The following is a 22,287-nucleotide window of genomic DNA, read 5'->3' as shown; positions in this document are numbered from 1 at the left end:
GTGAAGCAAGAATAGCGATTACAAATTCTATATTTGGCAATCTCCCTGACAGGTTTGGACGTTTATTTATGTCAAACGTCAACCATTTTTTTACATTTTCTTATATCTCCATTTCTCTCCATTTTCTTTGTCAGTGCCCTCCGCGGTTCATCAAAACAGAATCTTTTTCAAAAATGATTGAGACTTGCGATATAACAGTCTTAATACCATTAAAGCATCCTCAATTTCAAATAGACATGACTCACCACCTTCTCAAGGCTAACTGCAAAACCGTACACTTAGGCGGTTTCTCTCCCAAGCTGGAACCTGCTTTAACTGTCGATTCGGGCGATCGCATCGATATCGAAACCTATTCAGGATATTATGTTGCTGACAAGGCCCCGCCGGAATTTCTTACCCCGGAATTTTTAGATATTTGTCAGAATTTACCTGACAACCGCAAAGTCGGCCCAGGCCCGCACTTGCTAACAGGCCCGATTTATGTTAATAAGGCAGAACCCGGAGACGTTTTAGAGATTCATATCGAGGAAGTTTACCCAAGTTTATCAGTAGGATTCAATGCAATTCGCGCCGGATGGGGAGTTTTACCTAAATATTTTCCTGATCCTAAATTGCGATTTATTCCGCTAGATTTAGAAGAAAAGATTGCGGAATTTCCCGCAGATAGTGGCGTTAAGATTCCCCTAAATCCATTCTTCGGAATTATCGGCGTTGCGGATTTTGAAATCAACCGTTCTTCTATTCCTCCACAACGCTACGGAGGTAATATGGATAATCAGGAATTGCAACCAGGAACGCGGTTATTTTTACCTATTGCGGTGCGTGGTGGTTTGCTGTCTATCGGTGATGGACATTCGGCACAAGGAGATGGTGAAGTTAATGGTACGGCGATTGAAACTTCGATGAATGGGACTATTAAAATCATCTTACGCAAGGATTTATTTTATATATTTCCGTTTGCTGAAACTCCTACTCATATTGTGACTATGGGTTTTGGTCAAACATTAGATGATGCCTTTGATATGGCGGTAAAACAGACGGTTAATTGGCTACAAAAGTATGCAGGTTTTCAAGAAGAAGATGCCTATGTTTTCTGTTCCCTCGCCGTCAATTTTCGGATTACTCAGGCTGTGAATAATCCCCGCAAAGGAGTTCACGGAATGATACCTAAGTCGATTTTGCCGAATGTGCAAATTATGGATCGCTGGCGGTGATGTGCTATGATAACACTCGATCGCCAAAACAACCTCGATCGCGATCGCACAAATTCCACAATTTTGTCACAGCGGTGGGCCGATCGCGATCGCACCAGCGTTCAAAATTAAGCTTAAGATTGGGATAAGTTGCAAATTCTATCTAAATGGGCTCCATGAAAAACCAGACTGATGATACTGCAAAACAAGATTTAGTCGATCGGGCTTTTGGGAGTCCAAACATCCCAGATCCGACAGCGTGGGTGGATGAACATTATTTTCTGGCTAATTTCGCCAATACTCTGGCCCACCTCCAAGAACATTTATCTGATGACAGTTGCGAAATCGGCGAGAGTGCTGAGTCTGGCGAGGCGAGATTATCGATCGATGGTAAAATTAGAGATATATTGAGAGCTAATTTTAGCGATGACCGCTGGCATTATGTCGAAAGTTTATTCTGAGTTTGGTAAAATCCATCAGTATTTGTACGTTGATAAATTTTGAGCGTAAATTAAGCTGTTGCAGATTTAAATTCTCTATTTCAACCGATGATTGAAAATCATTAAATTGTCTGCCGTCTTCGTCTGGGACATTCCTTGACACATTGTATTTTTTTATACTTCAGGTTGGTCGGAAATTACGATCGCCAGGAATTGCGATCGATCGCAAAAACTCGGCACTTTCCTCCGGCAAAGCAGTATTGATAAACATCCCGCTACCCAACTCAAACCCAGCCTGCTTCGTGACTCTGGGAATAATTGCGATATACCAGTGAAAGTATTTGGTTCCTTGTTCGGCAGTTGGAACCGATCGAATACTATAATTATAATCTGGATCGTTCAATCCGTAATAAAGCTGAGCGAGTACAGTTTTCAAAGTATCAGCAAGACCAATAATTTCCGCATCAGTAATATCATCAAACGAAGACGAATGTCGGCGCGGAAAAATCCAAATATGAAAGGGCGAAAGTGCAGCAAAAGGGATACAAGCGACAAAATCTTTGCTTTCAAAAATTACTCTTTCACCCGTCGCTAACTCATCTTCCAAAGTCCGGCAAAACAAACATTCTCCCGTGTCGTCAAAATATCTAATAGCTTCGTCGATCCGCCTGCGAAATTGGTTAGGCACAACGGGCGTAGCTGCTATTTGCGAGTGAGGATGTTCGATAGAAGTTCCGGCACTTGGGCCGTGATTTTTGAAGATCACAATTGTTTCAATGTAAGGATATTTTCTAATTTCTAAATAGCGCTGGCGGTATACTAAAAGTATGTTGGCAACTTCTTCAACGGTCAACAAAGCAGTCGTCAAATCATGTCGCGGGTGTTCGACAATTACTTCGTGAACGCCGATTCCCGACATTGTGCGGTAAATTCCTGATGATATTCTGAGCCGTTCTGCTGTCGGGGAGAGGGCGGGATATTTGTTAGTCATTGCCCTGACTTTCCAGCCAGTCCCTTCATCACTCAAACGGTAAGTTTCTAAGGTTCCGTCTTCTTCATTTCCCACGCAAAACGGGCAATCGGCACGGTATGGCGGTACTGCTACCATCAACTTTTTTTTGTTGGCAAATTCGTCCGGTCTTTTCGCCCGTTCGGTGGCGATGATTACCCAATCTCTGGTAATTAGATTTTGTCTAAGTTCAGACATTTTATTACTTTGATTTTCACGGCTTAATTATTTTTAATTCTAGATAAAACTTGGCGTTCTGTCAGTGCCTGCTTGCGAATATTTAATAAATCTTGACATTGACGTGCGAAGGTATTAAATAGATGGTGATGAATAAAGTTAACTAGAACAATAGTGAATTGCCAACAATTCTGATAAAATAGATTCATCGCAACAGCTAGGAACTAATCTATGGTTCTCCAAATTAATCCCGCGAAACAAGAGCCAGTTGTTACCTGGGAAAAACTGCCATCAGACTTTATCTTACCGGAATATTCGGCGGAAAATATTCAACAGCCACCGCTGGCGGCCGCGCTGACGGATGCCCTCGGTACGTCCGATCGCATCCAACCCGAAATGTTGATTGCGTCGAATTTTGCGATCGCTACTACGGTCAATCAAAAGACGGTAGTGAAAGCGCCAGACTGGATGTACGTGCCGCGAGTATTGCCGTTAGCCGAAGGAGTGATTCGCCGCAGTTACACACCGTCTTTGGAGGGCGATCGAGTTGCCATAGCGATGGAATTTATCTCAGAAACCGACGCTGGGGAATACTCGGTGCGCGCCAAATATCCTTACGGAAAACTGTATTGTTACGAGCAAATTTGGCAGATTTCTACCTACGTTATTTTTGACCCTTACGAACCAGATTTGGAAGTGCGCTGTCTGCAAGAAAATCAATATGTTTTGCAGTCACCGACAGCGGAGGGACGTTACTGGATACCAGAAATTAATTTGTTTTTGGGTATTTGGTACGGAACCCGATTGGGTACAACTATGCACTGGTTGCGGTGGTGGGATTCAGCGGGAAATTTGCTGCTTTGGAGTTCGGAAAAATCGGAATTGGAACGACAAAGGGCTGAACAAGAAAGGCAAAGGGCCCAAAGTGCGATCGCCCAATTAGAAACTGAACGCCAGCGCAGCGAATCACTCGCGCGTCAACTTCGGGAATTGGGCATCGATCCGAATGCTTGAAATGCCTATTCCTGCGGGGATAGCGGCGCTTGATGCCCTTTTCTCGATTCATCAAAATTGCGGGAAGGGCGATCGGGCTATCTGGTATATCAATAACTTGAAGCATTAGACATCAATCTATTTCCTACGCCCTAGAACCCGGAGTACCGATGAAAGCAATTAAAGTGATGGCATCAAGTTGATTCTGCTTGGTGTGACTATGGGCGTGCTGGCTTCATTTAATCCTAAATCACACTCATAGTGTGTAGATTTTGGAGTGCAGTCACCGATATCTTGCTGATGTGGCAGAAAATCCAGAGCTAAAAAAATTTGGAGAGCAAGTTCGCAGGCTAAGAACATCAAAAGGCTTTTCCCAAGAAAAGTTAGCAGAACTAGCCGGACTGCACCGCAACTACATTGGTGGTATTGAGCGGGGTGAGAGGAACATAGCCCTGTTAAACATTTTGCGGTTAGCAAAAGCTTTAGGAGTATCGCCCAGCGAACTATTGCAGGAAATAGAGTAAATGCAATCACCCTATACGGGGCTTCCTGTCCAAGATTGGCAAGAGAAGACACGGGAACTCATAGATCAACACCCACTAGATCCACAAGAAATTTATGACGTGGTTATTCAAGTTTGGAGTGAAATTTTTCAATCAAGCATAACCAGCAGAGGCTACAAAATAGGAGTAAATTTATTCCCAACTCCCCAAATTATGGGCTTTTTTTTACATGAACTAATCCCATTAGAACTCGCCAGTAAATACCCCGGAATTTGGCGGCGCGATCGCAGCGCCATCGAAAAAGATATTGTTTACATCCCGAGCAATGACTTCTCAATTGAAATTAAAACTTCTTCAAGTAGTCGTAACACTTACGGCAATCGTAGTTATTCCCAACAAAGTGCCACAGGAGCAAAACCGAAGAAAGACAAGTCCGGCTATTATCTTGTAGTTAATTTCCAGAAATTCGATCCAAAAATTCAAAGTGTACAAACTCTACAGATTAATTTAGTTAGATTTGGATGGATAGATCGAGAAGATTGGCAAGGGCAAACAGCGGCCACTGGTCAGCAAGCTAAATTAAGCCCTGATGTAGAGCGATATAAGCTACTGCAATTGCCTATTAAGCAAGATTTACCCTCTTTAAAATAAAGATAATTGAGCTTCACTAATCTGCTTTTCTCTTAGAAAATTATCAATTCGGTTTGCTGCTAAATCGCAGTATTCCTGACAAATCTCAAATCCGATAATAGTGCGCTGCAAATCTAAAGCAACAACAGCCGTAGTTCCTGAACCCAGAAAAGGGTCTAAAATGATTTCATTTGGGTTGGATGAAGCTTTGATTATTCGCTGTATGACAGCACTAGGAAATTGAGCGGGGTGAGATGTTCGCTCTTTTGAGGCTCTATTTTTACCAGAAGTTACCTTGGGGAATTCCCAAACATCAGTCGGATTTTTGCCTTGGGAGTTGACTTTAATTTTGCCATTCTTTTTTTGATTAGGATATTTTACATTTGGATCGCGCACATCATCTAGGTTGAAGGTATAATCTTTATGGTTTTTCACATACCAAAGGAACTTTTCATTGCGCGGTGAAAAGAACTTACTACCAGCAACCCCAGCGCCATAGTGCCAGATAACTTCTTGGATGAGGTAAAAAGGAATTTTGTCCCAAAGTAGATAGGGAATGGGGATAGCTTTAGCTTGATTGGGAATTGATAGATACCCCAAGTTGAGCCAGAAAGCGCCGTTAGGAAGGATTAGCCGATAATTTTCACTGATCCAGCTTTCACACCAGTTCAAATATTTATCAAGTGGTAGTGTTTTTTCGTATTCTTTGCCAATGTTATAGGGGGGACTGGTGACAGTAAGATTCACGCATTCATCAGGGAGCTTTGACATTGCTTCTAAGCAGTCCATTTGATAAATGAGGCAGTTGGAGGCTTGGAAGTAGGGTTTACCTAAAAGATTTACTATGTCAGTTAAAAGCATGATTAAGTTGATGATGGTATAAATCTATATTGGCACAATTGTGCATTTTTTATTGATCAACTTACGAGGCAATTAAATTATGTATATTTCCTCTACTCGTCTTCCTAACTTCCCAACCATTACGCCAATTGCAACTGCACATTCTGCAACTTGCAAATAGCTTTCAAAACTTGCGCCAATTCGATCGATCGCCCTTTGTCAATCAAATTCAATTCCGGTAAAATCTGATAAGTGCAAGGATTTCCCCGCGTCAACCGCACAAACCGATAACTTTCGCCATTCGTCGTCAATCCCCAAACAGACGATTGCACCTGCAAACTCTTAAACGCATAAGTCAGCAATTGCGGTAAACCGGTCAAAGGGGCGATCCTCTTCGAGGGCTTCGCTAACGCACTATTTTTCGCCTCCACCACCAAAATCCAGAACTGCGCCGCCCCAATCTCCGCATCCGGCCCATTTACTGCGAGAATATCCAACCGCCCTTTAATTAAAGTATCTTCATCTTCAACCTCGATCGGAATGCTATCCTCCATAGTCAGCACCACAGGAATCTTAAAAAATCCCGTCAATCGCATTAACGGCGAAAGCGTTAAAAACTTCACCAATTCTTCAGAAACTTTCCCGGTTTCTAGGTAGCGCCAAAAATCATTGCTGATTTCCAAGAGTTGCTGCTGTTCAGAGTCTGTTAGAGGTTCCAGAGATAAAGACTCAGCAAAAGAACCTTCTGTTTGTCTTTCCAGTTTGAGAAGGCGGCGAACGTCATTTAACGAAAGTTGGCTGGCTTCTAAATTTTGGGTCATAGCTTTTGTGCGATCGGCTTTTCCTGTAAAATATATTATAGAGGCATTACAAGCTAATTTTGCCTGATACAATATTAATTGTCCCTCAACTCCACCGTCAACTCTACCTTAAATCTGCTATATTTTATGTGTACCAATTTCCCAGTCTTTCATCAAGGTTAATTAGTATGGATATCACTGTCACATTGAATCAAATTACATCTCTCAGTGTTGAAGACCGAATTAGGCTTGTACAAGCAATTTGGGATAGCATCGCAGCAGAGCAAGCTTACCCTAATCTTACAGAAGTACAAAAACAGGAACTAGATCGTCGGATTAGTGATAGCGAAGCTAATCCAGATGATGTAATGACCTGGGAAGAAATTAAAGCTTCGGTAAAAAGACGCTCATGAATTATGTGCTAGTGTTTCGGCCAGAAGTTCGTGAAGAACTCGATGGGGCCTACAGTTGGTACGAAAGTCAGCAACTAGAACTTGGCGACGATTTTTTGGACTGTGTGGACGAAATTTTAAATCGAATTTGCCAGATGCCAGAATCATATCCCGTTGTCTATCGTGATGTTAGACGGTGTGTGGTGCGACGCTTTCCCTATGCTGTTTACTATCGGATTGTGTCGAGTAGGGTGATTGTGACAGCAATTTTTCACAGTCGGAGAGATCCAAAAACGTGGCAAGTGCGAACATAAACAAATGTTTGCAATAGTATGTGCAGTCTTTGACTTGTATCATTCAATTAGATATGAGGTCGCCACAATGACTGAAATTACTCTCAACCCAACGGAACTAAAAGAAAGATTGAAAAGTGCGATCGTATAACGACTGCTCTATGCCTGTTCATTTAACAGAGCATTTAGAGCAAAATCACCATATCCCAGGAATATTTATCCTGAATTTCAAGCTGAATATCGGTCAAAACATTGAACTAATATTTCTGATTTATGAAGCATCATTTGATAATGAGTACCAAGATAGAATTTACAATTTACCAGTGCTATAGTTTTTAACACATCCCCAATACTTACAAAATTTCCCAACGTCTTAAGGAAAATAAACATACTTTTGCCCCAATTTATGCACACAATAGCTAAAAAGAGTAACTGAACTAAAAACTAACAGCGATGTCACAAGATACCATCGAATCAATTCTGCATGAAAAACGCCTATTCCCGCCCACGGCTGAATTCTCCCAAAAAGCACACGTCAAAAGCTTAGAAGAATACCGCGCCCTCTACGAAAAAGCGAAAGCCGACCCCCAAGCATTCTGGGCTGAACTCGCTACCCAAGAATTGCACTGGTTTCAAAAGTGGGATACCGTGCTCGACTGGCAGCCACCTGTTGCTAAATGGTTTGTCAATGGCAAAATTAACATTTCTTACAATTGTCTCGATCGCCATTTAACCACCTGGCGCAAAAACAAAGCCGCCCTGATCTGGGAAGGCGAACCCGGTGACTCCCGTACCCTGACTTACGCGCAACTCCACCGCGAAGTCTGTCAAATGGCGAATGTCATCAAAGATTTGGGTGTCCAAAAGGGCGATCGCGTCGGCATTTATATGCCCATGATTCCCGAAGCTGCGATCGCCATGCTAGCCTGTGCGAGAATCGGTGCAGTACACAGCGTAGTATTCGGCGGATTTAGCGCAGAAGCTTTGCGCGATCGCCTCAACGACGGCGAAGCAAAACTCGTCATCACCGCCGACGGTGGCTTCCGCAAAGATACCGCCGTCGGCCTCAAAGCACAAGTAGACAAAGCATTAGGAAATAATGCCGTACCAAGCGTTACCAACGTTCTCGTCGTCCAGCGTACCAAACAAGAAGTGCACATGGAACCAGGGCGCGATCATTGGTGGCACGATTTGCAAAAAGGTGCATCGGCAAATTGTCCCGCCGAACCGATGGATAGCGAAGATATGCTATTCGTACTCTACACCAGCGGCAGCACCGGCAAACCGAAAGGAGTCGTCCACACAATCGGTGGCTACAACCTTTATACCCACATAACAACCAAGTGGATATTCGACTTACAAGATACCGATGTTTATTGGTGTACTGCCGATGTCGGCTGGATTACAGGCCACAGTTACATCCTCTACGGGCCACTTTCCAACGGTGCAACAACTTTAATGTATGAAGGTGCGCCCCGCACGTCCAATCCCGGCTGTTTTTGGGACGTAATTGAAAAATACGGTGTCACCGTTTTCTACACCGCACCAACAGCAATTCGCACCTTTATGAAAATGGGCGAACACTTGCCCAACGCGCGCAATTTGTCATCTTTACGATTGTTAGGAACCGTCGGCGAACCAATCAATCCCGAAGCTTGGATGTGGTATCAGCGCGTAATTGGTAACTCAAATTGTCCGATTGTTGATACTTGGTGGCAAACAGAAACAGGCGGAATTATGATTACCGCTTTGCCCGGTGCAATTCCCACAAAACCCGGTTCTGCAACCCTTCCATTCCCCGGAATTGTCGCCGATGTCGTTGACCAAGATGGCGAACCAGTAACTAATCAAAGCGGCGGTTATTTAGTTGTAAAACATCCTTGGCCGGGAATGATGCGTACACTTTACAACGATCCAGAGCGTTTCCGCCGCACTTATTGGGAATATTTGCACCCCAAAAATGGCGAATTTGTGTACTTTGCTGGAGACGGCGCGCACAAGGATAAAGATGGTTATTTCTGGGTAATGGGCCGCGTTGATGATGTGATTAATGTCGCCGGACACCGACTCGGCACGATGGAAGTTGAATCGGCTTTGGTATCGCATCCAGCGGTGGCGGAAGCTGCGGTTGTTGGCAAACCGGATGAGATTAAAGGTGAGGAAATTGTCGCTTTTGTGACGCTGGATAACTCGCAGCAGCCTAGCGACGCATTGGCTAAGGAGTTGAAGCAGCACGTTGTGAAGGAGATTGGGGCGATCGCCCGTCCCGGCGAAATTCGATTTACCGATGCTTTGCCGAAAACTCGCAGCGGTAAGATTATGCGCCGTTTGCTGCGTTCTTTAGCTGCCGGAGAAGAGGTTTCTGGGGATACTTCGACTTTGGAAGATCGGACTGTTTTGGATAAGTTGCGCGGCGGTTCCTAGGGGTATTTTTGCAACCGCAGATTTGAGCAGATGAACGCAGATTAACGCAGATGTGTTTTGATCTGCGTTCATCTGCGGTTTCATTATTAATTTACTTATTTACTGCGCGATAGATCAATACGGTTAACTTAACGTTTTTTGTCAGCAGCGATCGCGCGTGAGAGAAATCGCAGAAATTATGACACTTATCGGTTAAGTCGCGCTGAGCAATTATCTTCTTAAGTGAACCGAAATATAACTGCTCTGAATTATCGGCGCTTGATTCCTTTAGTAAGTGTCGTATAACCCAGGATTAATTGTGATTTTAGTGGCTCAAAAAAGCTGTGTTACTTATTGAGTTTATGATGAATAATACATGAAAATACGTGGAGTTTTTGCAGGAATTAAGATATTTGTAGAATTTAAAATGAATTCAAAAACGCTTACAAATTACTACCTACCGCAACTTATTGAGCATCCAAAAATTTGGCATAATCAATATTTTTCTCATGAACCGCATCTTCGCGATTCGTTGTAAACTAATTGTATTAAAATGCAAGATTATGCTTGAGTTTCTGCTTCTGTAAAAATTGGCGGCCACAGTTCAGAAATTGGCAATTGCCAACCAGGGAAAAGTTCGGTAACAGTCAAATTATCTCCATTTACTAGCACAATTGGTTCACCTTCCTGACGATAAACTGTTACAGTTTCTTCGTCTGGATCGATCAGAATTCCTACTTGTGCTCCGAGTGCGATAAAATTCAGAATCTTTTTTTCGAGAGGTTTTATGTGATCGCTTTGTGATTTAATTTCTACTACCAAGTCGGGGACTAATTCTCCGAAATAACGCGGACTTTGCCTGAGACGCGCGGCCCGCACAAAAGAAACATCGGGTGCTGTGAGGTTAGCATCAGGTAAAATAAAGCCACCTGCGGAGTCAAATATTCGGCCCAGACGGCGGGGATAAACCCAATTGGCGAGCAACCAAATGAAAATTACACCAATTTCGCTAGATACAATATCTGATGGGCCCACAATGATAATCTTCCCGCTTTCTAGTTCTAGTTGGTAATCTTGACCGGCTTCTTGGAAGGTTTTTTGGACTTTTTCTAAGTCTTTGATGGTCATCATATTGATTATTCCCTGGCCGAAAATGAGTTGCCGCAGCTACAGCTTTTGGCGGCATTGGGATTGTGATATCGGAAACCTCCGCCCATCAAGTCTTCTGAATAATCTAAGGTGAGTTCATTCAGATATTTTAAGTGCTGGGGGTCGATCGCAACTTGAACTCCCTCGGACTCGCATACAGCATCGCCTGGGGCTGGCGCATCGTCAAATGCCATTGTATAAGACAAACCGGAGCAGCCGCTCGATTCCACGCCCAGACGAAACAAAGCATTGGGGCTGCGATACTTTGACTTGAGGCGTTTTACTTCTGTGGCTGCTGTTTTGCTCAGATTAATCATGATTGGTAATTTGTAATTTGTAATTGAAATGTAGGGTGCGCAATGCGCACCTTACCAGGAGATTTTCTGGTAAGGTGCGCACCTTACCGAGAGTAAATTACTTCGCTTTTTCTGTGCGGGCATAATCGTCTTGAAACCGGATAATATCATCTTCTCCGAGATATTCGCCATTCTGCACTTCAATTAAAACCAGGGGGATAACTCCCGGATTTTCCAGACGGTGAGAAGTGCACTGCGGAACGTAGGTAGACTGATTTGTAAACAAAACTTGTTCACTTTCGCCACAAGTAACTTTTGCAGTACCAGAAACTACGATCCAATGTTCGCTGCGGTGGTGGTGCATTTGCAGGCTGAGGCGGTGTCCGGGATTAACTTCGATGCGCTTAATTTTATATCCTGGGCCTTCTTCTAGAGTCGTAAATGAGCCCCAAGGCCGCGATTCTGTGGCGGTTATTTCGTTGAGTGCTCCAGGTGCGTGCAGACTAGATAGTTTAGAAATTGCTTGAACTTGAACCATGTTTTGACTCCTTGAGGATTGCTTACTGAATCCTGTGGTAAACGACTTTGGGTTTGATATTAGCTAATTTATCCTGAAAACCGAACTCCGATCGCGCGAACCGGTTAGCGGACTGTAGATTTTTGCAGTTTTGCCTGTGAAAGCTCGATCGACGCACCTTGACCACCATAGCAAAATCATCACAGTAGTTGTCACCTGTTATGTGATCGATCGCCCAAATCTACATCAAATCTTCATCTACGGCGACTGGTTCTTTATTTAAGGGGGCATCTTGTAGGATTTACGGTTGTTTTGGAATGATTTAACCACAGAGGGCGCAGAGGGCGCAGAGTCGGAGAGGAGACAGATGAATAATTGCGATACCAGCGGATTTGAGATGAATCCTAATCCAGCTCTTGAGACTGCTGTTGCAAAACTGTTAGCATCTCTTGATAGAAAGGCAGCCCTTGACTCTGACTATCGCTGGCGGTGGCTACGATTTGCAGGGTTTCGATCAGGGAGTACCGGGCTGCATCTACAATCAAATCGAGGAGGGGATGAATCCCGGAATCATTTTGCTGTGCTTGGGCGATCGCCTCGATATACGCAGCACGCACCTGGTTAGATACAATCACAATGGGATATCCGGCCCGCAACAGCAGGAGATTCATCAATAACCGCCCGGTTCGCCCGTTACCATCCCGAAACGGATGAATCGAAACAAAGCGAAGATGTGCTTCGGCTGCAAACTCTAGTGGATGCAACGATTTGATTTGATCGCTGTTAAGCCATTGGATAAATTCCGGCATTAAATCCGAAAGCAAATAATGAGGCGGATAGAGGTATTCGGTACCAGCGGCTTTGACATCTAACTGCCGATAACGTCCAGCTTCATCCGGCGCGATTGCTCTTATAATTAAGTTGTGAATTTGTTTAATTTCCCATTCACCGATCGCAGTGTCCGATCGCATTAAAGCTTCAATATAGTCGATCGCATCTCGATGTCCGATGACTTCTAGGTGTTCGCGCAAAGTTTTGCCACCGACAGTGATGCCAGTTTTTAGGACTAACTCAGTTTCGCGCTGCGTCAAGGTATTGCCCTCGATCGCGTTAGAATGATAAGTGAACCGCACATCGTAGAGTTTTTTCAATTCTGAAACCAGAGTCGGAGAAAGCGGGCGAAAGCTATCTAACCAGACTTTGAGGCGATCGACTTTTTGCAGTTTTTCAGAAAGATTCATCGCGGATGAGAAGGGAAAATGCTGGTGGAGGATGTCACCCAGACGCTGAGGATATAGTCGTACTAAGACTGCGATAAATTTATTTCTACAAAACAGGCAAGATGCCTGTTCCACAGAGACTAATGGAAGGCTAATTAACAATGTATCCGAATTGCTCATCTCTCTTCTCTTCCTCTGCGATCTCTGCGGACTCTGCGGTTAAAAAAAACCAAATATCAATTTATCATCAACAAGCCATTTTTTACTTATTTATGAACAGGCAATATACAATCCAATAGTGCGATAAACTCATTTCTCAAAAATAGACAAGATGCCTGTTCCACAAAGACTAATGAAAAACCGATTAACAACATATCCGAATTGCTCATCTCTCCTCTCTTCCTCTGCGCTCTCTGCGGCCTCTGCGGTTAAAAAAAATCCAAATATCAACTTATCATCTAATTACCAACAAGCTGTTTTTCTGCCTCTTCCAGCAACCCAATAACTTGCTCTTTAGTCACAGTTGGAAATCCATCCAAAAAATCATCAATGGATTCTCCTGCTTTCAGATAGTCCAGAAGTGTTTGTACTGGAACTCTAGTACAAGCAAAGACTGGAGTGCCGCCCATAATCTCAGGAGATACGCTAATAATTAGAGGATTTTTCAGCATAAATATTTAGACCTTCGGGTTTCATAGTTAACTCATCAGCTTCAACTATTTTTACACGCTCCATCGAGCGCATCAGCTTTGATTTTTTCGTGCATCTACCCAATTGAGTAAATCTATATATAATACATGATACTAGATCGATCGCCATCCCACGCTTGACTCTAGATCAAAATCTTTTCATCACTTTGAGAGACACATCAAAATGAACAACAACGGACTGCCAGTAAAACAAGGCCTGTACGATCCGCAGTTCGAGCACGATGCTTGCGGAGTCGGGTTCATCGTACACATGAAAGGTAACAAATCCCACGAAATCGTCGAACAGGGACTAACAATCCTGCTGAATCTCGACCACCGGGGGGCCTGCGGCTGCGAACCCAACACCGGAGACGGGGCGGGAATTTTGATGCAAGTGCCGCACAAATTCATGAAAAAAGTAACGGCGGCCCTCAACATCCAACTTCCAGAAGCCGGCGAGTACGGTGTCGGCGCGATTTACTCCTCGCCAAATCCAACGGAACGGGAAAACGGGAAACGCATATTTGCCCAAATCGCCGCCGAAGAAGGCCAAGAAGTGCTCGGCTGGCGCGAAGTTCCCACGGACAACTCATCCTTGGGCGACACCGCCAAATCTAGCGAACCCTTCATGCAGCAAGTATTCCTCCGGCGCGCCGCAGGTATCGATGAGGCGGCCTTCGAGCGTAAATTGTACGTGATCCGCAAACGCGCTCACAACGCCATCCGCAGGACAGAAAAAGACCCATACTGGTATAATTCCACTCTGTCGTGCCGGACGATCGTCTACAAAGGAATGTTAATGCCGGTGCAAGTGGGAGATTACTATCCCGACCTCCACGACCCCGACATGGAAAGCGCTTTAGCCCTAGTTCACTCGCGCTTCAGCACCAATACTTTTCCGAGTTGGGAACGATCGCACCCTTACCGCTACATCGCCCACAACGGCGAAATCAACACCATGCGCGGCAACATCAACTGGATGCACGCGCGGCAATCCTTGTTCGAGTCGGAGTTGTTCGGAGATGATTTAAAGAAAATCCCGAATTTAATCAACATCGAAGGTAGCGACTCAACTATCTTTGACAACGCTTTGGAATTGCTATATTTGGCCGGGCGTTCTTTACCCCACGCCGTCATGATGATGATTCCCGAACCTTGGACAGCCCACGAGTCCATGAGTGACGAGAAAAAAGCTTTCTACGAATACCATTCCTGCTTGATGGAACCTTGGGATGGCCCGGCTTCGATCGCATTTACCGACGGAACATCGATCGGCGCAGTGCTCGATCGCAACGGTTTGCGCCCTTCCCGCTACTGCGTCACCAAAGACGACTTAGTAATTATGGCATCGGAAGCCGGAGTTTTGCCGATCGCCCCAGAAAGAATCCTCTCAAAAGGCCGCCTGCAACCGGGGCGGCTGTTCCTAGTAAATACCGAGGAAGGCCGCATCGTTTCCGATGAGGAAATTAAGACCAAAATCGCCACAGAACACCCGTACCGCGAGTGGATTGACCAGCACATGGTCGAAATCGCCAAACTCCCAGATGCGCCAGCAGTCGCAGAATCCGACCCCGAAACATTGATCCAGCGCCAAATGGCCTTTGGCTACACCTTTGAAGAACTGCGGTTGCTGTTAGCCCCAATGGCAAAAAATGGTGTAGAAGCTATCGGTGCAATGGGTGCGGATACGCCGCTGGCTGTACTTTCCAACCGCCCAAAACTGCTTTACGAATACTTCCAGCAACTGTTTGCTCAAGTTACCAATCCGCCGATAGATTCGATCCGCGAAGAAATTGTAACTTCTGCTGAAACTACGATCGGCGCTGAACGCAATTTGCTGAAGCCAGAACCAGAAAGCTGCCATTTAATCGAACTGAAAACCCCAATTCTCAGCAATGAAGAATTAGCAAAACTCAAACAGGTAAATCTAGGCAATTTCCGCTCTATCACACTGCCGATTTTGTTCAACCCCAAAAGCGGGGTAAAAGGTCTCGAACAGGCGTTAGAAGATGTGTTTGCAGCGGCAGATAGCGCGATCGCCTCTGGGGTGAATATCATCATTTTGAGCGATCGGGGCATCAACGCCGAAAACGCTCCGATTCCGGCGCTGCTGGCGGTTGCGGGCCTGCACCACCACTTGATCAGTAAAGGTACGCGCACGCAGGCGGGACTTGTTCTCGAATCCGGTGAACCGCGCGAAGTGCATCACTTTGCGACTTTAATCGGCTACGGTTGCGGTGCGATTAATCCGTATTTGGCCTTTGAGACGATCGCCGATTCGATCCGCGAAAAATTGCTGCTAGATGTTGATTACAAAACAGCTTGCAAAAACTACGTGAAAGCCGCAACTAAGGGTGTGACAAAAGTTGCCTCAAAAATTGGGATTTCCACCATTCAAAGTTATCGCGGTGCACAGATATTTGAGGCGATCGGATTGAACAAATCCGTAGTCGATAAATACTTCACTTGGACAGCATCGCGGATTGCAGGTGTAGACTTGGAAATCATCGCCCAAGAAGCAATTTTGCGCCACACTCACGCATTCCCAGAACGCCCCAGCAGCGGACATACTCTCGATGTCGGCGGCGAATATCAGTGGCGGAAAGAAGGCGAGGCGCATTTGTTCAGCCCGCAGACAATTCACGCGCTGCAAAAGTCGGTACGCGAGGGCAGTTATCCGCTTTTCAAACAGTATTCTGGGCTGGTAAACGAACAAAATCAGCAGCATTTTACCTTGCGCGGTTTGTTGCAATTCAAGCAGCGGGAATCAATCCCAATTGAAGAAGTAGAACCCGTGGAAGCGATTGTTAAACGCTTCAAAACTGGGGCGATGAGTTACGGTTCGATTTCCCAAGAAGCGCATGAGTCTTTGGCGATCGCCATGAACCGCATTGGTGGCAAATCGAACACCGGTGAAGGCGGCGAAGATTCCGATCGCTACACTTGGACGAACGATCGGGGTGACTCGAAAAACAGCGCGATCAAACAAGTAGCTTCCGGGCGTTTCGGCGTTACCAGCTTGTACCTTTCCCAAGCGCGGGAACTGCAAATCAAGATGGCACAAGGGGCAAAACCCGGAGAAGGCGGACAGTTACCGGGTAAAAAAGTATACCCTTGGATTGCCAAGGTACGGAACTCGACTCCTGGTGTGGGTTTGATTTCGCCTCCTCCTCACCACGACATTTATTCGATCGAGGATTTGGCCGAATTGATTCATGACTTGAAAAATGCCAACCGGGAAGCGCGGGTTAGCGTCAAACTGGTGTCGGAAGTGGGAGTCGGGACGATCGCGGCTGGTGTAGCGAAGGCCCACGCCGATGTGGTGCTAATTTCCGGCTACGACGGCGGTACAGGCGCATCCCCGCAAACTTCGATCAAACACGCGGGTTTACCTTGGGAGTTGGGATTGGCGGAAACTCACCAGACTTTGGTACTCAACAATCTCCGCAGTCGCATTGCTGTGGAAACCGACGGTCAAATGAAAACCGGGCGCGATGTAGCAATTGCTGCACTGCTTGGTGCTGAGGAATTCGGTTTTGCCACCGCGCCGCTGGTAACTTTGGGCTGTATCATGATGCGCGTCTGCCATCAAAACACTTGCCCTGTGGGTGTTGCGACTCAAGATCCCTTGTTGCGGAAAAACTTTACCGGCGATCCGCAGCACACGGTAAACTTTATGACATTCATCGCGCAGGAAGTACGTGAAATCATGGCGCAGTTGGGTTTCCGCACGCTGAATGAAATGGTTGGCCGCACTGATGTGTTGGAAGCGCAGCAAGCGGTGGAACACTGGAAGGCTAAGGGTTTGGATTTCTCGAACATTCTGTTCCAGCCGGAGGTTGGGGCGGATGTCGGGCGCTATTGTCAAATGGCGCAGGATCACGGGTTGGAAAAGTCGATGGATATGACTGTGTTGTTGGATTTGTGCAAAGGTGCGATCGCAAATGGCGAAAAAGTGCACGCAAAACTCCCAATTACCAACATTAACCGCGTTGTCGGCACAATTCTCGGTAACGAAATCACCAAACGCCACTGGGAAGGTTTACCCGATGACACGGTGCACCTGCACTTCCAAGGTAGCGCGGGACAAAGCTTTGGCGCATTCGTGCCCAAGGGAGTCACGCTGGAGCTCGAAGGCGAGGCCAACGACTATCTCGGCAAGGGCCTGAGCGGCGGCAAAATCATCTTGTATCCGTCGCCGGCTTCTACCTTTGTCGCAGAAGAAAATGTGATTGTCGGCAACGTGGTGCTTTACGGAGCCACCGCTGGTGACGTTTTCATCCGGGGGATGGCGGGGGAACGTTTCGCTGTCCGCAATTCCGGGGTAAACGCCGTAGTTGAGGGTGTGGGCGATCACGGTTGCGAGTACATGACTGGCGGCAAAGTTGTAGTTTTGGGTGAAACCGGGCGCAATTTTGCAGCGGGTATGAGTGGCGGTGTTGCTTACATTTTGGATGAGGCGGGGGATTTTGCTACTCGCTGCAATATGTCGATGGTGGATTTGGAAAAATTGGAGGATGTTGAGGAGATTAGCGATTTGCGGCTGATGCTTCAAACTCATGTTGATTTGACTGGAAGTGCAAAAGCATCAAAGGTTCTTGCTGCGTGGGATGAGATGGTGCCGGTGTTTGTGAAGGTGATGCCGCGGGATTATAAGCGGGTGTTGCAGGCCATTGAAAGGGCGATCGCATCGGGTTTGAGCGGTGATGATGCGCTGACGGCTGCGTTTGAAGAAAATGCTCGCGATGTCGCTCGGATTGGCGGCAGTTAGGGTTTAAAATGAGGAATGGGTAATGAGTGTTACTAACAACCAATTACCTATTCCTCACGAGCGATCGATTACTAATTATTAATTACTTTAATGGCTATTGTTTGAGCCGGAGTTATAGCTGTATTGACTGGCGGTGCAAGAGTAAATTATGAGCGCAGCGAGTAATTTATCAGAGTCCAGCGCTTTGTGATATTGCATCACCCGAATATTTAATTTTTTTGAGAATAGTATATAATTCTTCTACAGAATCAACGCTATTAAGCTTGTCTGATGTGAGTATCTTTTTTATTACAGAACGTGCTATTTCAAGCAGCTCTTTATAATCTGCTTGACTAATATCTTTGTTGCCCAAGTGTACAATTTGCGATCTCAATTCATACAATTCTTTTACTCTTTTTTCGCTTTTTAATCTTTCCTCGACTGAGCTGCCTAATATAAGAGCTATACTTTCAGAAATTTGACTTACAATTGACGGAGTAATGATTGCCTTTTTGCTAGGTGTAAAGATAATTTCTAGAGCGATGGCCGCCTTGATAAAAGCACTTGGTGGTGAGGGATCAGCCATTGATTGCCCGATCCATTCAACTGCCAACATAATTCTTTTTTGAAACTCATTAAGATTTTTGTTTGTAGTAAAACCCCAAACAGTGTGATATCCAGTATCCTCCTTTACAAAATATGGATCGTCAAGTTGTATCGGCTCTCTTGGGCCATGCCTAGTCCATGAGTTTGACACTTCCCCCATATCAGACAATATGTAAGCTTTACGATGACGCCAGCCTTGGTAGTTTAAAACGCCAACTTCAAAGCGATTTGTGGCGGAACCTAGGACATATCTTAGGATAAGCTCGAATCGCTCAAAATGTTCGTCAGCAATTTCAACTGCTTTTTCAAAGTGTCTTGCTTCAGCCTTCCATTCAATTAAATATTCTGGATTGTCATTGCCCCATATTTCCAGAAATGAATCTGTTTTTGAGTCAATTTTTGACTCAATAAACTCTTTTTGTGAAGCAAACTCGTATATTGTATAACCGCCCAATAACAAGGGACTTGTGGGGCTGTTTAAAACTATTCCATGTATGTCTCGGAATACAGAAAATGTTTTTATACTTTCCGCCTTAAGCTTTTTAATAAACGATGATATATCCTCCTTTTTTACTAAAATCTTATTAAAAAAATGCTCTCTAAAATGTTTTATTAGTAGCGATTCATATTTCTTTAACGTATAGGTTGTTTCAATTTCCTTGTCGAAATTAAATGCCCTTGATATTGCGTCAATATATTTGAGCTTATTTTCGTTGACAAAGTTGATAGCATTGTCACCCATCCCAAAACTTTGAAAAGAGACATCTCTCCCCCAATAATTACCAGTTTCTGCCAATCCTATAATTTCATGTACAATTTCAAGAAGATTCATGGCTTTCTTTTGCAAAATAACCTTTATGTTCAGCGGTTACCAATATCCTTAGCAAGGCTTTAGGGAAATAAGGTATTACCACCATGCAAATCAATTATGACACAGAGAGACGATGAAAGCAATTGAAACCACAGGAAAAATTGACGATCGAGGGCGACTTTTGCTCGATCGCCCCCTTGCGCTTGCCAACTAAGCTGTTCCACATTTAAACTGCATTATTTGTAGTCTATACCCCATACGGTAAGGGGTTCAGGCAAGAAATTTAAATGACTAACAGCTTACAGCCACGTTCGGATTATTGTCTTAGTGTCGGAAGACACTGATATCGAGCCAGATGATGACCCCATCGAAACCGTCCTCCAAGGGTTTCAGCAAGGCTTCCATGAAGCAATTACCGGACAAACTCTCCCTTTGTCTCAAATGTGGGACGGCATCGATGATAATTGATCCACAACCGATCGCAATTGAAGTCACGGCTGAATTGCTGCTGGGGAAACCGTGTTGAGATATCTAGAAAACATCAGATCGATCGCTAAATGCACGTTATCAGTCGGAAACAATTAAGAGAATACTGTCGTCACACAGATTTCTATTATGCTTTGTCAAAGCACTAATAACTGACAAATCATTATGGTTTACAATGAAGTTGTACTACTGTGAAGCACTCTTCCAAAATGCTTATGCCAATCCAATTTCGGTTTCATCCAGAGAAAGCTATTGAAGCAGCAGCAGTGTTCTTAAAGCTGCACGGTAAGCCTATGAAATATTTAGGCTTATTGAAGATGCTTTACATAGCTGACCGTATTTCATTGCAACGCATAGAGCAACCGATTACTGGCGATCGTTATGTATCTATGAATTACGGCCCCGTCCTCAGTGGTGTTTATGACCTGATTAAAGGGAATCCCATTGATAATGCCTTACCTCTCTGGTCTAAGTTCATTACCAGACCTGAACAAAATGAACATCTTGTTTCCCTGTTGAACGATCCAGGGAATGCAGATCTTTGCGAAGAAGAGGAGGAAATCATTCAAGAGGTTTATCAAGCTTTTGGGGATCTCGATCCTTTTCTGGTTGCTGAGTGGACTCATGACCTTCCAGAATGGCAAGATCCGCATGGTTCAGCCATTCCGATTGCTGTAGAGGATATTCTAAAAAATGTGGGTAAGAGTGACGAAGAAATAGGTGAAATTCAGCAATTAGCCATCCGAGAGGCATATCTAGATGGGGTTTTGATGGGTAACAGTGACGAGAAAATAGCCGAAGTTCAGCAGTCAGCCATCCGGGAGGCATATCTAGATGAGGTTTTGAATGGCTAGCATCATCATTAATTTGGGAGATGCTTTTTTGCTGGATACACCTCCTAACAGTGAACATCTATATATTGCCATTGCACAAACTTCTGAAAGCAGCTATCTCTTCGTTAACGTCACTAGCCGCAGACCTAATTCTGAAGATGCCTGTATTCTCCTACCAGGTTCTGGTGTGCCAAGCTTTATAATCCGTGAGTCTGTGATAGATTACCAATATGCTCGTGAGATGAATGCTACTGAACTAGCTCGATTAATTACGGCTGGTAGTCCTATTCCAAAAGGATCTTGTTCAGTGGCTGTTCTGGCACAAATCCAGCAGGGTGGTTTGGTTTCCAAGCGGTTGAAGAATAGGTATAAAGTCGCCCTCAAAAGTTGCTTGGGAATATCGTGAGATTTTGTTGAGCGTTTAATTCTGGAAACCTGAAATCTTACACTCCGATCGCGAATTTATGAGTTGTGAATCTGAGGAGGACTAATGTTAGATATTGCATAAAACAGAAGTAGAGGAAATTGTGCAATGGATAAACTAATCGAGTATCCCAAACTAATCAAGCGTATTTTGACCGAGTATATAGAATTGTGCAATAATCGCCATGCCCAACAAGACACCGAAACATTCTTGATTGCAGACGAGCAAAACGGTCATTACATCTGGATGAACCTGGGCTGGCCAAAGGGCGATCGCCTTACGGGGATGACTGTCTACGTTCGGATTCGCGATCGCAAATTTTGGATCGAGGAAGACTGGACAGAATATGGGATTGCAACGGATTTAGTAGAAGCAGGAGTTCCCAAAGAAGATATTGTGCTGGCATTTCACGAGCCTGAAATGCGGCAATACACAGATTTTGCAGTCGCTTCCTAGCGCCTTTATGGGGAAATTAACAGAAGATATTATGAATTACGAACTTTATTCAGATGTTATCTTACTAGACGATCGCCCTGACGAAGGACTCTATGCCGGTGATATCGGTACAGTGGTAGAACAACATGACGTTGAAGGACTAGAAACAGGTTACAGCGTTGAGTTCTTTGATATGCTGGGAAACACTGTAGCAGTTGTCACCGTGCCTGGAAGTTTTTTGCGATCGCCCACGGGTGCAGACAGACCTACAGTGAGACTTGTTAATAGTTTAGCTGCGTAAGCACAGGAAGCAGTTCGTGCGTATCCGCTCAATAAGTTGCGGTAAATCTTAATTTTTCGACAGTGTATAACTTATTTGATTCTACAAATATCTTAAT

At 44.7% G+C, this 22,287-nt stretch carries 24 protein-coding genes and 1 pseudogene; 15 read left to right on the top strand and 10 right to left on the bottom strand.

The features are described from left to right. The first annotated feature begins 236 nt into the window (after positions 1-236). Both QUB52_RS04375 and QUB52_RS04370 read left to right on the top strand, forming a co-directional pair. Complete coding sequence (locus QUB52_RS04375) at positions 237-1,214, top strand: acetamidase/formamidase family protein (protein WP_265234948.1); 978 nt, start codon at positions 237-239, stop codon at positions 1,212-1,214. A 155-nt stretch (positions 1,215-1,369) separates the two neighbouring features. Then, positions 1,370-1,654, top strand: a complete 285-nt coding sequence (locus QUB52_RS04370) for a hypothetical protein (protein WP_265234946.1) — start codon at positions 1,370-1,372, stop codon at positions 1,652-1,654. A 160-nt stretch (positions 1,655-1,814) separates the two neighbouring features. Here the strand turns inward: QUB52_RS04370 and galT are convergent, their stop codons facing one another. Beyond that, entirely contained in the window at positions 1,815-2,840 is a 1,026-nt protein-coding gene (gene galT / locus QUB52_RS04365; RefSeq protein WP_265234945.1) for a galactose-1-phosphate uridylyltransferase, read from the bottom strand. A gap of 210 nt (positions 2,841-3,050) precedes the next feature. Between galT and QUB52_RS04360 the strand changes: the two genes are divergently transcribed. The 3 genes from QUB52_RS04360 (at position 3,051) to QUB52_RS04350 (ending at position 4,966) form a co-directional block, all read left to right on the top strand. After that, positions 3,051-3,833, top strand: coding sequence for a Uma2 family endonuclease (locus tag QUB52_RS04360; RefSeq protein ID WP_265234943.1), 783 nt, complete (start codon positions 3,051-3,053; stop codon positions 3,831-3,833). Between the two features lie 281 nt (positions 3,834-4,114). Then, the gene (locus tag QUB52_RS04355) at positions 4,115-4,336 is read left to right on the top strand and encodes a helix-turn-helix domain-containing protein (RefSeq protein WP_265234942.1); all 222 of its coding nucleotides are present in this window, start codon (positions 4,115-4,117) and stop codon (positions 4,334-4,336) included. Then, entirely contained in the window at positions 4,337-4,966 is a 630-nt protein-coding gene (locus tag QUB52_RS04350; RefSeq protein WP_265234941.1) for a ScaI family restriction endonuclease, read from the top strand. It abuts the gene before it with no gap. Here QUB52_RS04350 and QUB52_RS04345 read toward each other — a convergent pair. Continuing rightward, a complete protein-coding gene (locus QUB52_RS04345; RefSeq protein ID WP_265234940.1) occupies positions 4,958-5,716 on the bottom strand; it encodes a DNA-methyltransferase in 759 nt (252 codons plus the stop codon). The genes QUB52_RS04350 and QUB52_RS04345 overlap by 9 nt on opposite strands. A gap of 209 nt (positions 5,717-5,925) precedes the next feature. Continuing rightward, entirely contained in the window at positions 5,926-6,606 is a 681-nt protein-coding gene (locus QUB52_RS04340) for a restriction endonuclease subunit R (protein WP_265234939.1), read from the bottom strand. 59 nt (positions 6,607-6,665) lie between these two features. Between QUB52_RS04340 and QUB52_RS04335 the strand changes: the two genes are divergently transcribed. The 4 genes from QUB52_RS04335 (at position 6,666) to acs (ending at position 9,694) form a co-directional block, all read left to right on the top strand. Beyond that, complete coding sequence (locus tag QUB52_RS04335; RefSeq protein WP_265234938.1) at positions 6,666-6,998, top strand: addiction module protein; 333 nt, start codon at positions 6,666-6,668, stop codon at positions 6,996-6,998. Further along, positions 6,995-7,291 (top strand): type II toxin-antitoxin system RelE/ParE family toxin, encoded by a 297-nt coding sequence (locus QUB52_RS04330; protein ID WP_265234937.1) that lies wholly within the window; start codon positions 6,995-6,997, stop codon positions 7,289-7,291. Before QUB52_RS04335 ends, QUB52_RS04330 begins: the two co-directional genes overlap by 4 nt. 4 nt (positions 7,292-7,295) lie before the next feature. Continuing rightward, on the top strand, positions 7,296-7,421 hold the full coding sequence (locus QUB52_RS04325; RefSeq protein WP_265234936.1) for a hypothetical protein: 126 nt from the start codon (positions 7,296-7,298) through the stop codon (positions 7,419-7,421). Between the two features lie 302 nt (positions 7,422-7,723). Further along, the gene (acs, locus tag QUB52_RS04320; protein ID WP_265234935.1) at positions 7,724-9,694 is read left to right on the top strand and encodes an acetate--CoA ligase; all 1,971 of its coding nucleotides are present in this window, start codon (positions 7,724-7,726) and stop codon (positions 9,692-9,694) included. Positions 9,695-10,234: 540 nt separating this feature from the next. Here the strand turns inward: acs and QUB52_RS04315 are convergent. From QUB52_RS04315 to QUB52_RS04295, 5 genes are all read right to left on the bottom strand, one after another. Next, positions 10,235-10,801, bottom strand: coding sequence for a Uma2 family endonuclease (locus tag QUB52_RS04315; RefSeq protein WP_321161589.1), 567 nt, complete (start codon positions 10,799-10,801; stop codon positions 10,235-10,237). A gap of 8 nt (positions 10,802-10,809) precedes the next feature. After that, positions 10,810-11,139, bottom strand: coding sequence for a HesB/IscA family protein (locus QUB52_RS04310; protein WP_265234934.1), 330 nt, complete (start codon positions 11,137-11,139; stop codon positions 10,810-10,812). Between the two features lie 97 nt (positions 11,140-11,236). Next, positions 11,237-11,656: a phosphomannose isomerase type II C-terminal cupin domain gene (locus QUB52_RS04305; protein WP_265234933.1), complete on the bottom strand. Its 420-nt coding sequence runs from the start codon at positions 11,654-11,656 to the stop codon at positions 11,237-11,239. Between the two features lie 383 nt (positions 11,657-12,039). Further along, positions 12,040-13,035, bottom strand: a complete 996-nt coding sequence (locus QUB52_RS04300; RefSeq protein ID WP_332973844.1) for a Fic family protein — start codon at positions 13,033-13,035, stop codon at positions 12,040-12,042. 278 nt (positions 13,036-13,313) lie between these two features. Further along, positions 13,314-13,526, bottom strand: coding sequence for a DUF433 domain-containing protein (locus QUB52_RS04295; protein ID WP_265234931.1), 213 nt, complete (start codon positions 13,524-13,526; stop codon positions 13,314-13,316). A 202-nt stretch (positions 13,527-13,728) separates the two neighbouring features. On the opposite strand from QUB52_RS04295, the gene gltB reads away from it, so the two are divergent. Then, positions 13,729-18,315, top strand: coding sequence for a glutamate synthase large subunit (gene gltB, locus QUB52_RS04290; RefSeq protein WP_332973845.1), 4,587 nt, complete (start codon positions 13,729-13,731; stop codon positions 18,313-18,315). 169 nt (positions 18,316-18,484) lie between these two features. Here gltB and QUB52_RS04285 read toward each other — a convergent pair whose 3' ends face one another. After that, positions 18,485-19,732, bottom strand: a complete 1,248-nt coding sequence (locus QUB52_RS04285; RefSeq protein ID WP_332973846.1) for a hypothetical protein — start codon at positions 19,730-19,732, stop codon at positions 18,485-18,487. Positions 19,733-19,791: 59 nt separating this feature from the next. After that, positions 19,792-19,935, bottom strand: coding sequence for a hypothetical protein (locus QUB52_RS04280; RefSeq protein WP_332973847.1), 144 nt, complete (start codon positions 19,933-19,935; stop codon positions 19,792-19,794). 85 nt (positions 19,936-20,020) lie between these two features. On the opposite strand from QUB52_RS04280, the pseudogene QUB52_RS04275 reads away from it, so the two are divergent. From QUB52_RS04275 to QUB52_RS04255, 5 genes and pseudogenes are all read left to right on the top strand, one after another. Next, a pseudogene (locus tag QUB52_RS04275) lies at positions 20,021-20,179 on the top strand (type II toxin-antitoxin system RelN family antitoxin); the annotation flags it as partial. A gap of 233 nt (positions 20,180-20,412) precedes the next feature. Then, on the top strand, positions 20,413-21,051 hold the full coding sequence (locus QUB52_RS04270) for a Panacea domain-containing protein (RefSeq protein WP_332973849.1): 639 nt from the start codon (positions 20,413-20,415) through the stop codon (positions 21,049-21,051). Next, positions 21,044-21,436 carry a hypothetical protein gene (locus QUB52_RS04265; RefSeq protein WP_332973851.1) on the top strand — a complete coding sequence of 131 codons (393 nt, stop codon included), beginning with the start codon at positions 21,044-21,046 and terminating at the stop codon, positions 21,434-21,436. The genes QUB52_RS04270 and QUB52_RS04265 overlap by 8 nt, the downstream gene beginning before the upstream one ends. Positions 21,437-21,562: 126 nt before the next feature. After that, a complete protein-coding gene (locus QUB52_RS04260; RefSeq protein ID WP_332973852.1) occupies positions 21,563-21,910 on the top strand; it encodes a XisI protein in 348 nt (115 codons plus the stop codon). Positions 21,911-21,941: 31 nt separating this feature from the next. Next, complete coding sequence (locus QUB52_RS04255) at positions 21,942-22,190, top strand: DUF4926 domain-containing protein (protein WP_332973853.1); 249 nt, start codon at positions 21,942-21,944, stop codon at positions 22,188-22,190. Positions 22,191-22,287 lie beyond the last annotated feature (97 nt).

It is taken from the genome of Microcoleus sp. A6-C6 (genome assembly GCF_036705955.1).
Classification (GTDB): Bacteria; Cyanobacteriota; Cyanobacteriia; order Cyanobacteriales; family Microcoleaceae; genus Microcoleus.
This window is presented reverse-complemented; position numbering and strand designations above follow the sequence as displayed.

What these genes read in the sequence shown, in the direction of transcription:
- QUB52_RS04295 (WP_265234931.1), bottom strand. Translation starts at nt 13,526, where the DNA reads ATGCTGAAAAATCCTCTAATTATTAGCGTATCTCCTGAGATTATGGGC.
- QUB52_RS04260 (WP_332973852.1), top strand. Translation starts at nt 21,563, where the DNA reads ATGGATAAACTAATCGAGTATCCCAAACTAATCAAGCGTATTTTGACC.
- QUB52_RS04325 (WP_265234936.1), top strand. Translation starts at nt 7,296, where the DNA reads ATGTTTGCAATAGTATGTGCAGTCTTTGACTTGTATCATTCAATTAGA.
- QUB52_RS04285 (WP_332973846.1), bottom strand. Translation starts at nt 19,732, where the DNA reads ATGAATCTTCTTGAAATTGTACATGAAATTATAGGATTGGCAGAAACT.
- QUB52_RS04270 (WP_332973849.1), top strand. Translation starts at nt 20,413, where the DNA reads ATGCCAATCCAATTTCGGTTTCATCCAGAGAAAGCTATTGAAGCAGCA.
- QUB52_RS04370 (WP_265234946.1), top strand. Translation starts at nt 1,370, where the DNA reads ATGAAAAACCAGACTGATGATACTGCAAAACAAGATTTAGTCGATCGG.
- QUB52_RS04310 (WP_265234934.1), bottom strand. Translation starts at nt 11,139, where the DNA reads ATGATTAATCTGAGCAAAACAGCAGCCACAGAAGTAAAACGCCTCAAG.
- QUB52_RS04340 (WP_265234939.1), bottom strand. Translation starts at nt 6,606, where the DNA reads ATGACCCAAAATTTAGAAGCCAGCCAACTTTCGTTAAATGACGTTCGC.
- QUB52_RS04305 (WP_265234933.1), bottom strand. Translation starts at nt 11,656, where the DNA reads ATGGTTCAAGTTCAAGCAATTTCTAAACTATCTAGTCTGCACGCACCT.
- QUB52_RS04315 (WP_321161589.1), bottom strand. Translation starts at nt 10,801, where the DNA reads ATGACCATCAAAGACTTAGAAAAAGTCCAAAAAACCTTCCAAGAAGCC.
- QUB52_RS04255 (WP_332973853.1), top strand. Translation starts at nt 21,942, where the DNA reads ATGAATTACGAACTTTATTCAGATGTTATCTTACTAGACGATCGCCCT.
- QUB52_RS04345 (WP_265234940.1), bottom strand. Translation starts at nt 5,716, where the DNA reads ATGTCAAAGCTCCCTGATGAATGCGTGAATCTTACTGTCACCAGTCCC.
- QUB52_RS04300 (WP_332973844.1), bottom strand. Translation starts at nt 13,035, where the DNA reads ATGAGCAATTCGGATACATTGTTAATTAGCCTTCCATTAGTCTCTGTG.
- QUB52_RS04360 (WP_265234943.1), top strand. Translation starts at nt 3,051, where the DNA reads ATGGTTCTCCAAATTAATCCCGCGAAACAAGAGCCAGTTGTTACCTGG.
- gltB (WP_332973845.1), top strand. Translation starts at nt 13,729, where the DNA reads ATGAACAACAACGGACTGCCAGTAAAACAAGGCCTGTACGATCCGCAG.
- QUB52_RS04350 (WP_265234941.1), top strand. Translation starts at nt 4,337, where the DNA reads ATGCAATCACCCTATACGGGGCTTCCTGTCCAAGATTGGCAAGAGAAG.
- acs (WP_265234935.1), top strand. Translation starts at nt 7,724, where the DNA reads ATGTCACAAGATACCATCGAATCAATTCTGCATGAAAAACGCCTATTC.
- QUB52_RS04375 (WP_265234948.1), top strand. Translation starts at nt 237, where the DNA reads ATGACTCACCACCTTCTCAAGGCTAACTGCAAAACCGTACACTTAGGC.
- galT (WP_265234945.1), bottom strand. Translation starts at nt 2,840, where the DNA reads ATGTCTGAACTTAGACAAAATCTAATTACCAGAGATTGGGTAATCATC.
- QUB52_RS04330 (WP_265234937.1), top strand. Translation starts at nt 6,995, where the DNA reads ATGAATTATGTGCTAGTGTTTCGGCCAGAAGTTCGTGAAGAACTCGAT.
- QUB52_RS04265 (WP_332973851.1), top strand. Translation starts at nt 21,044, where the DNA reads ATGGCTAGCATCATCATTAATTTGGGAGATGCTTTTTTGCTGGATACA.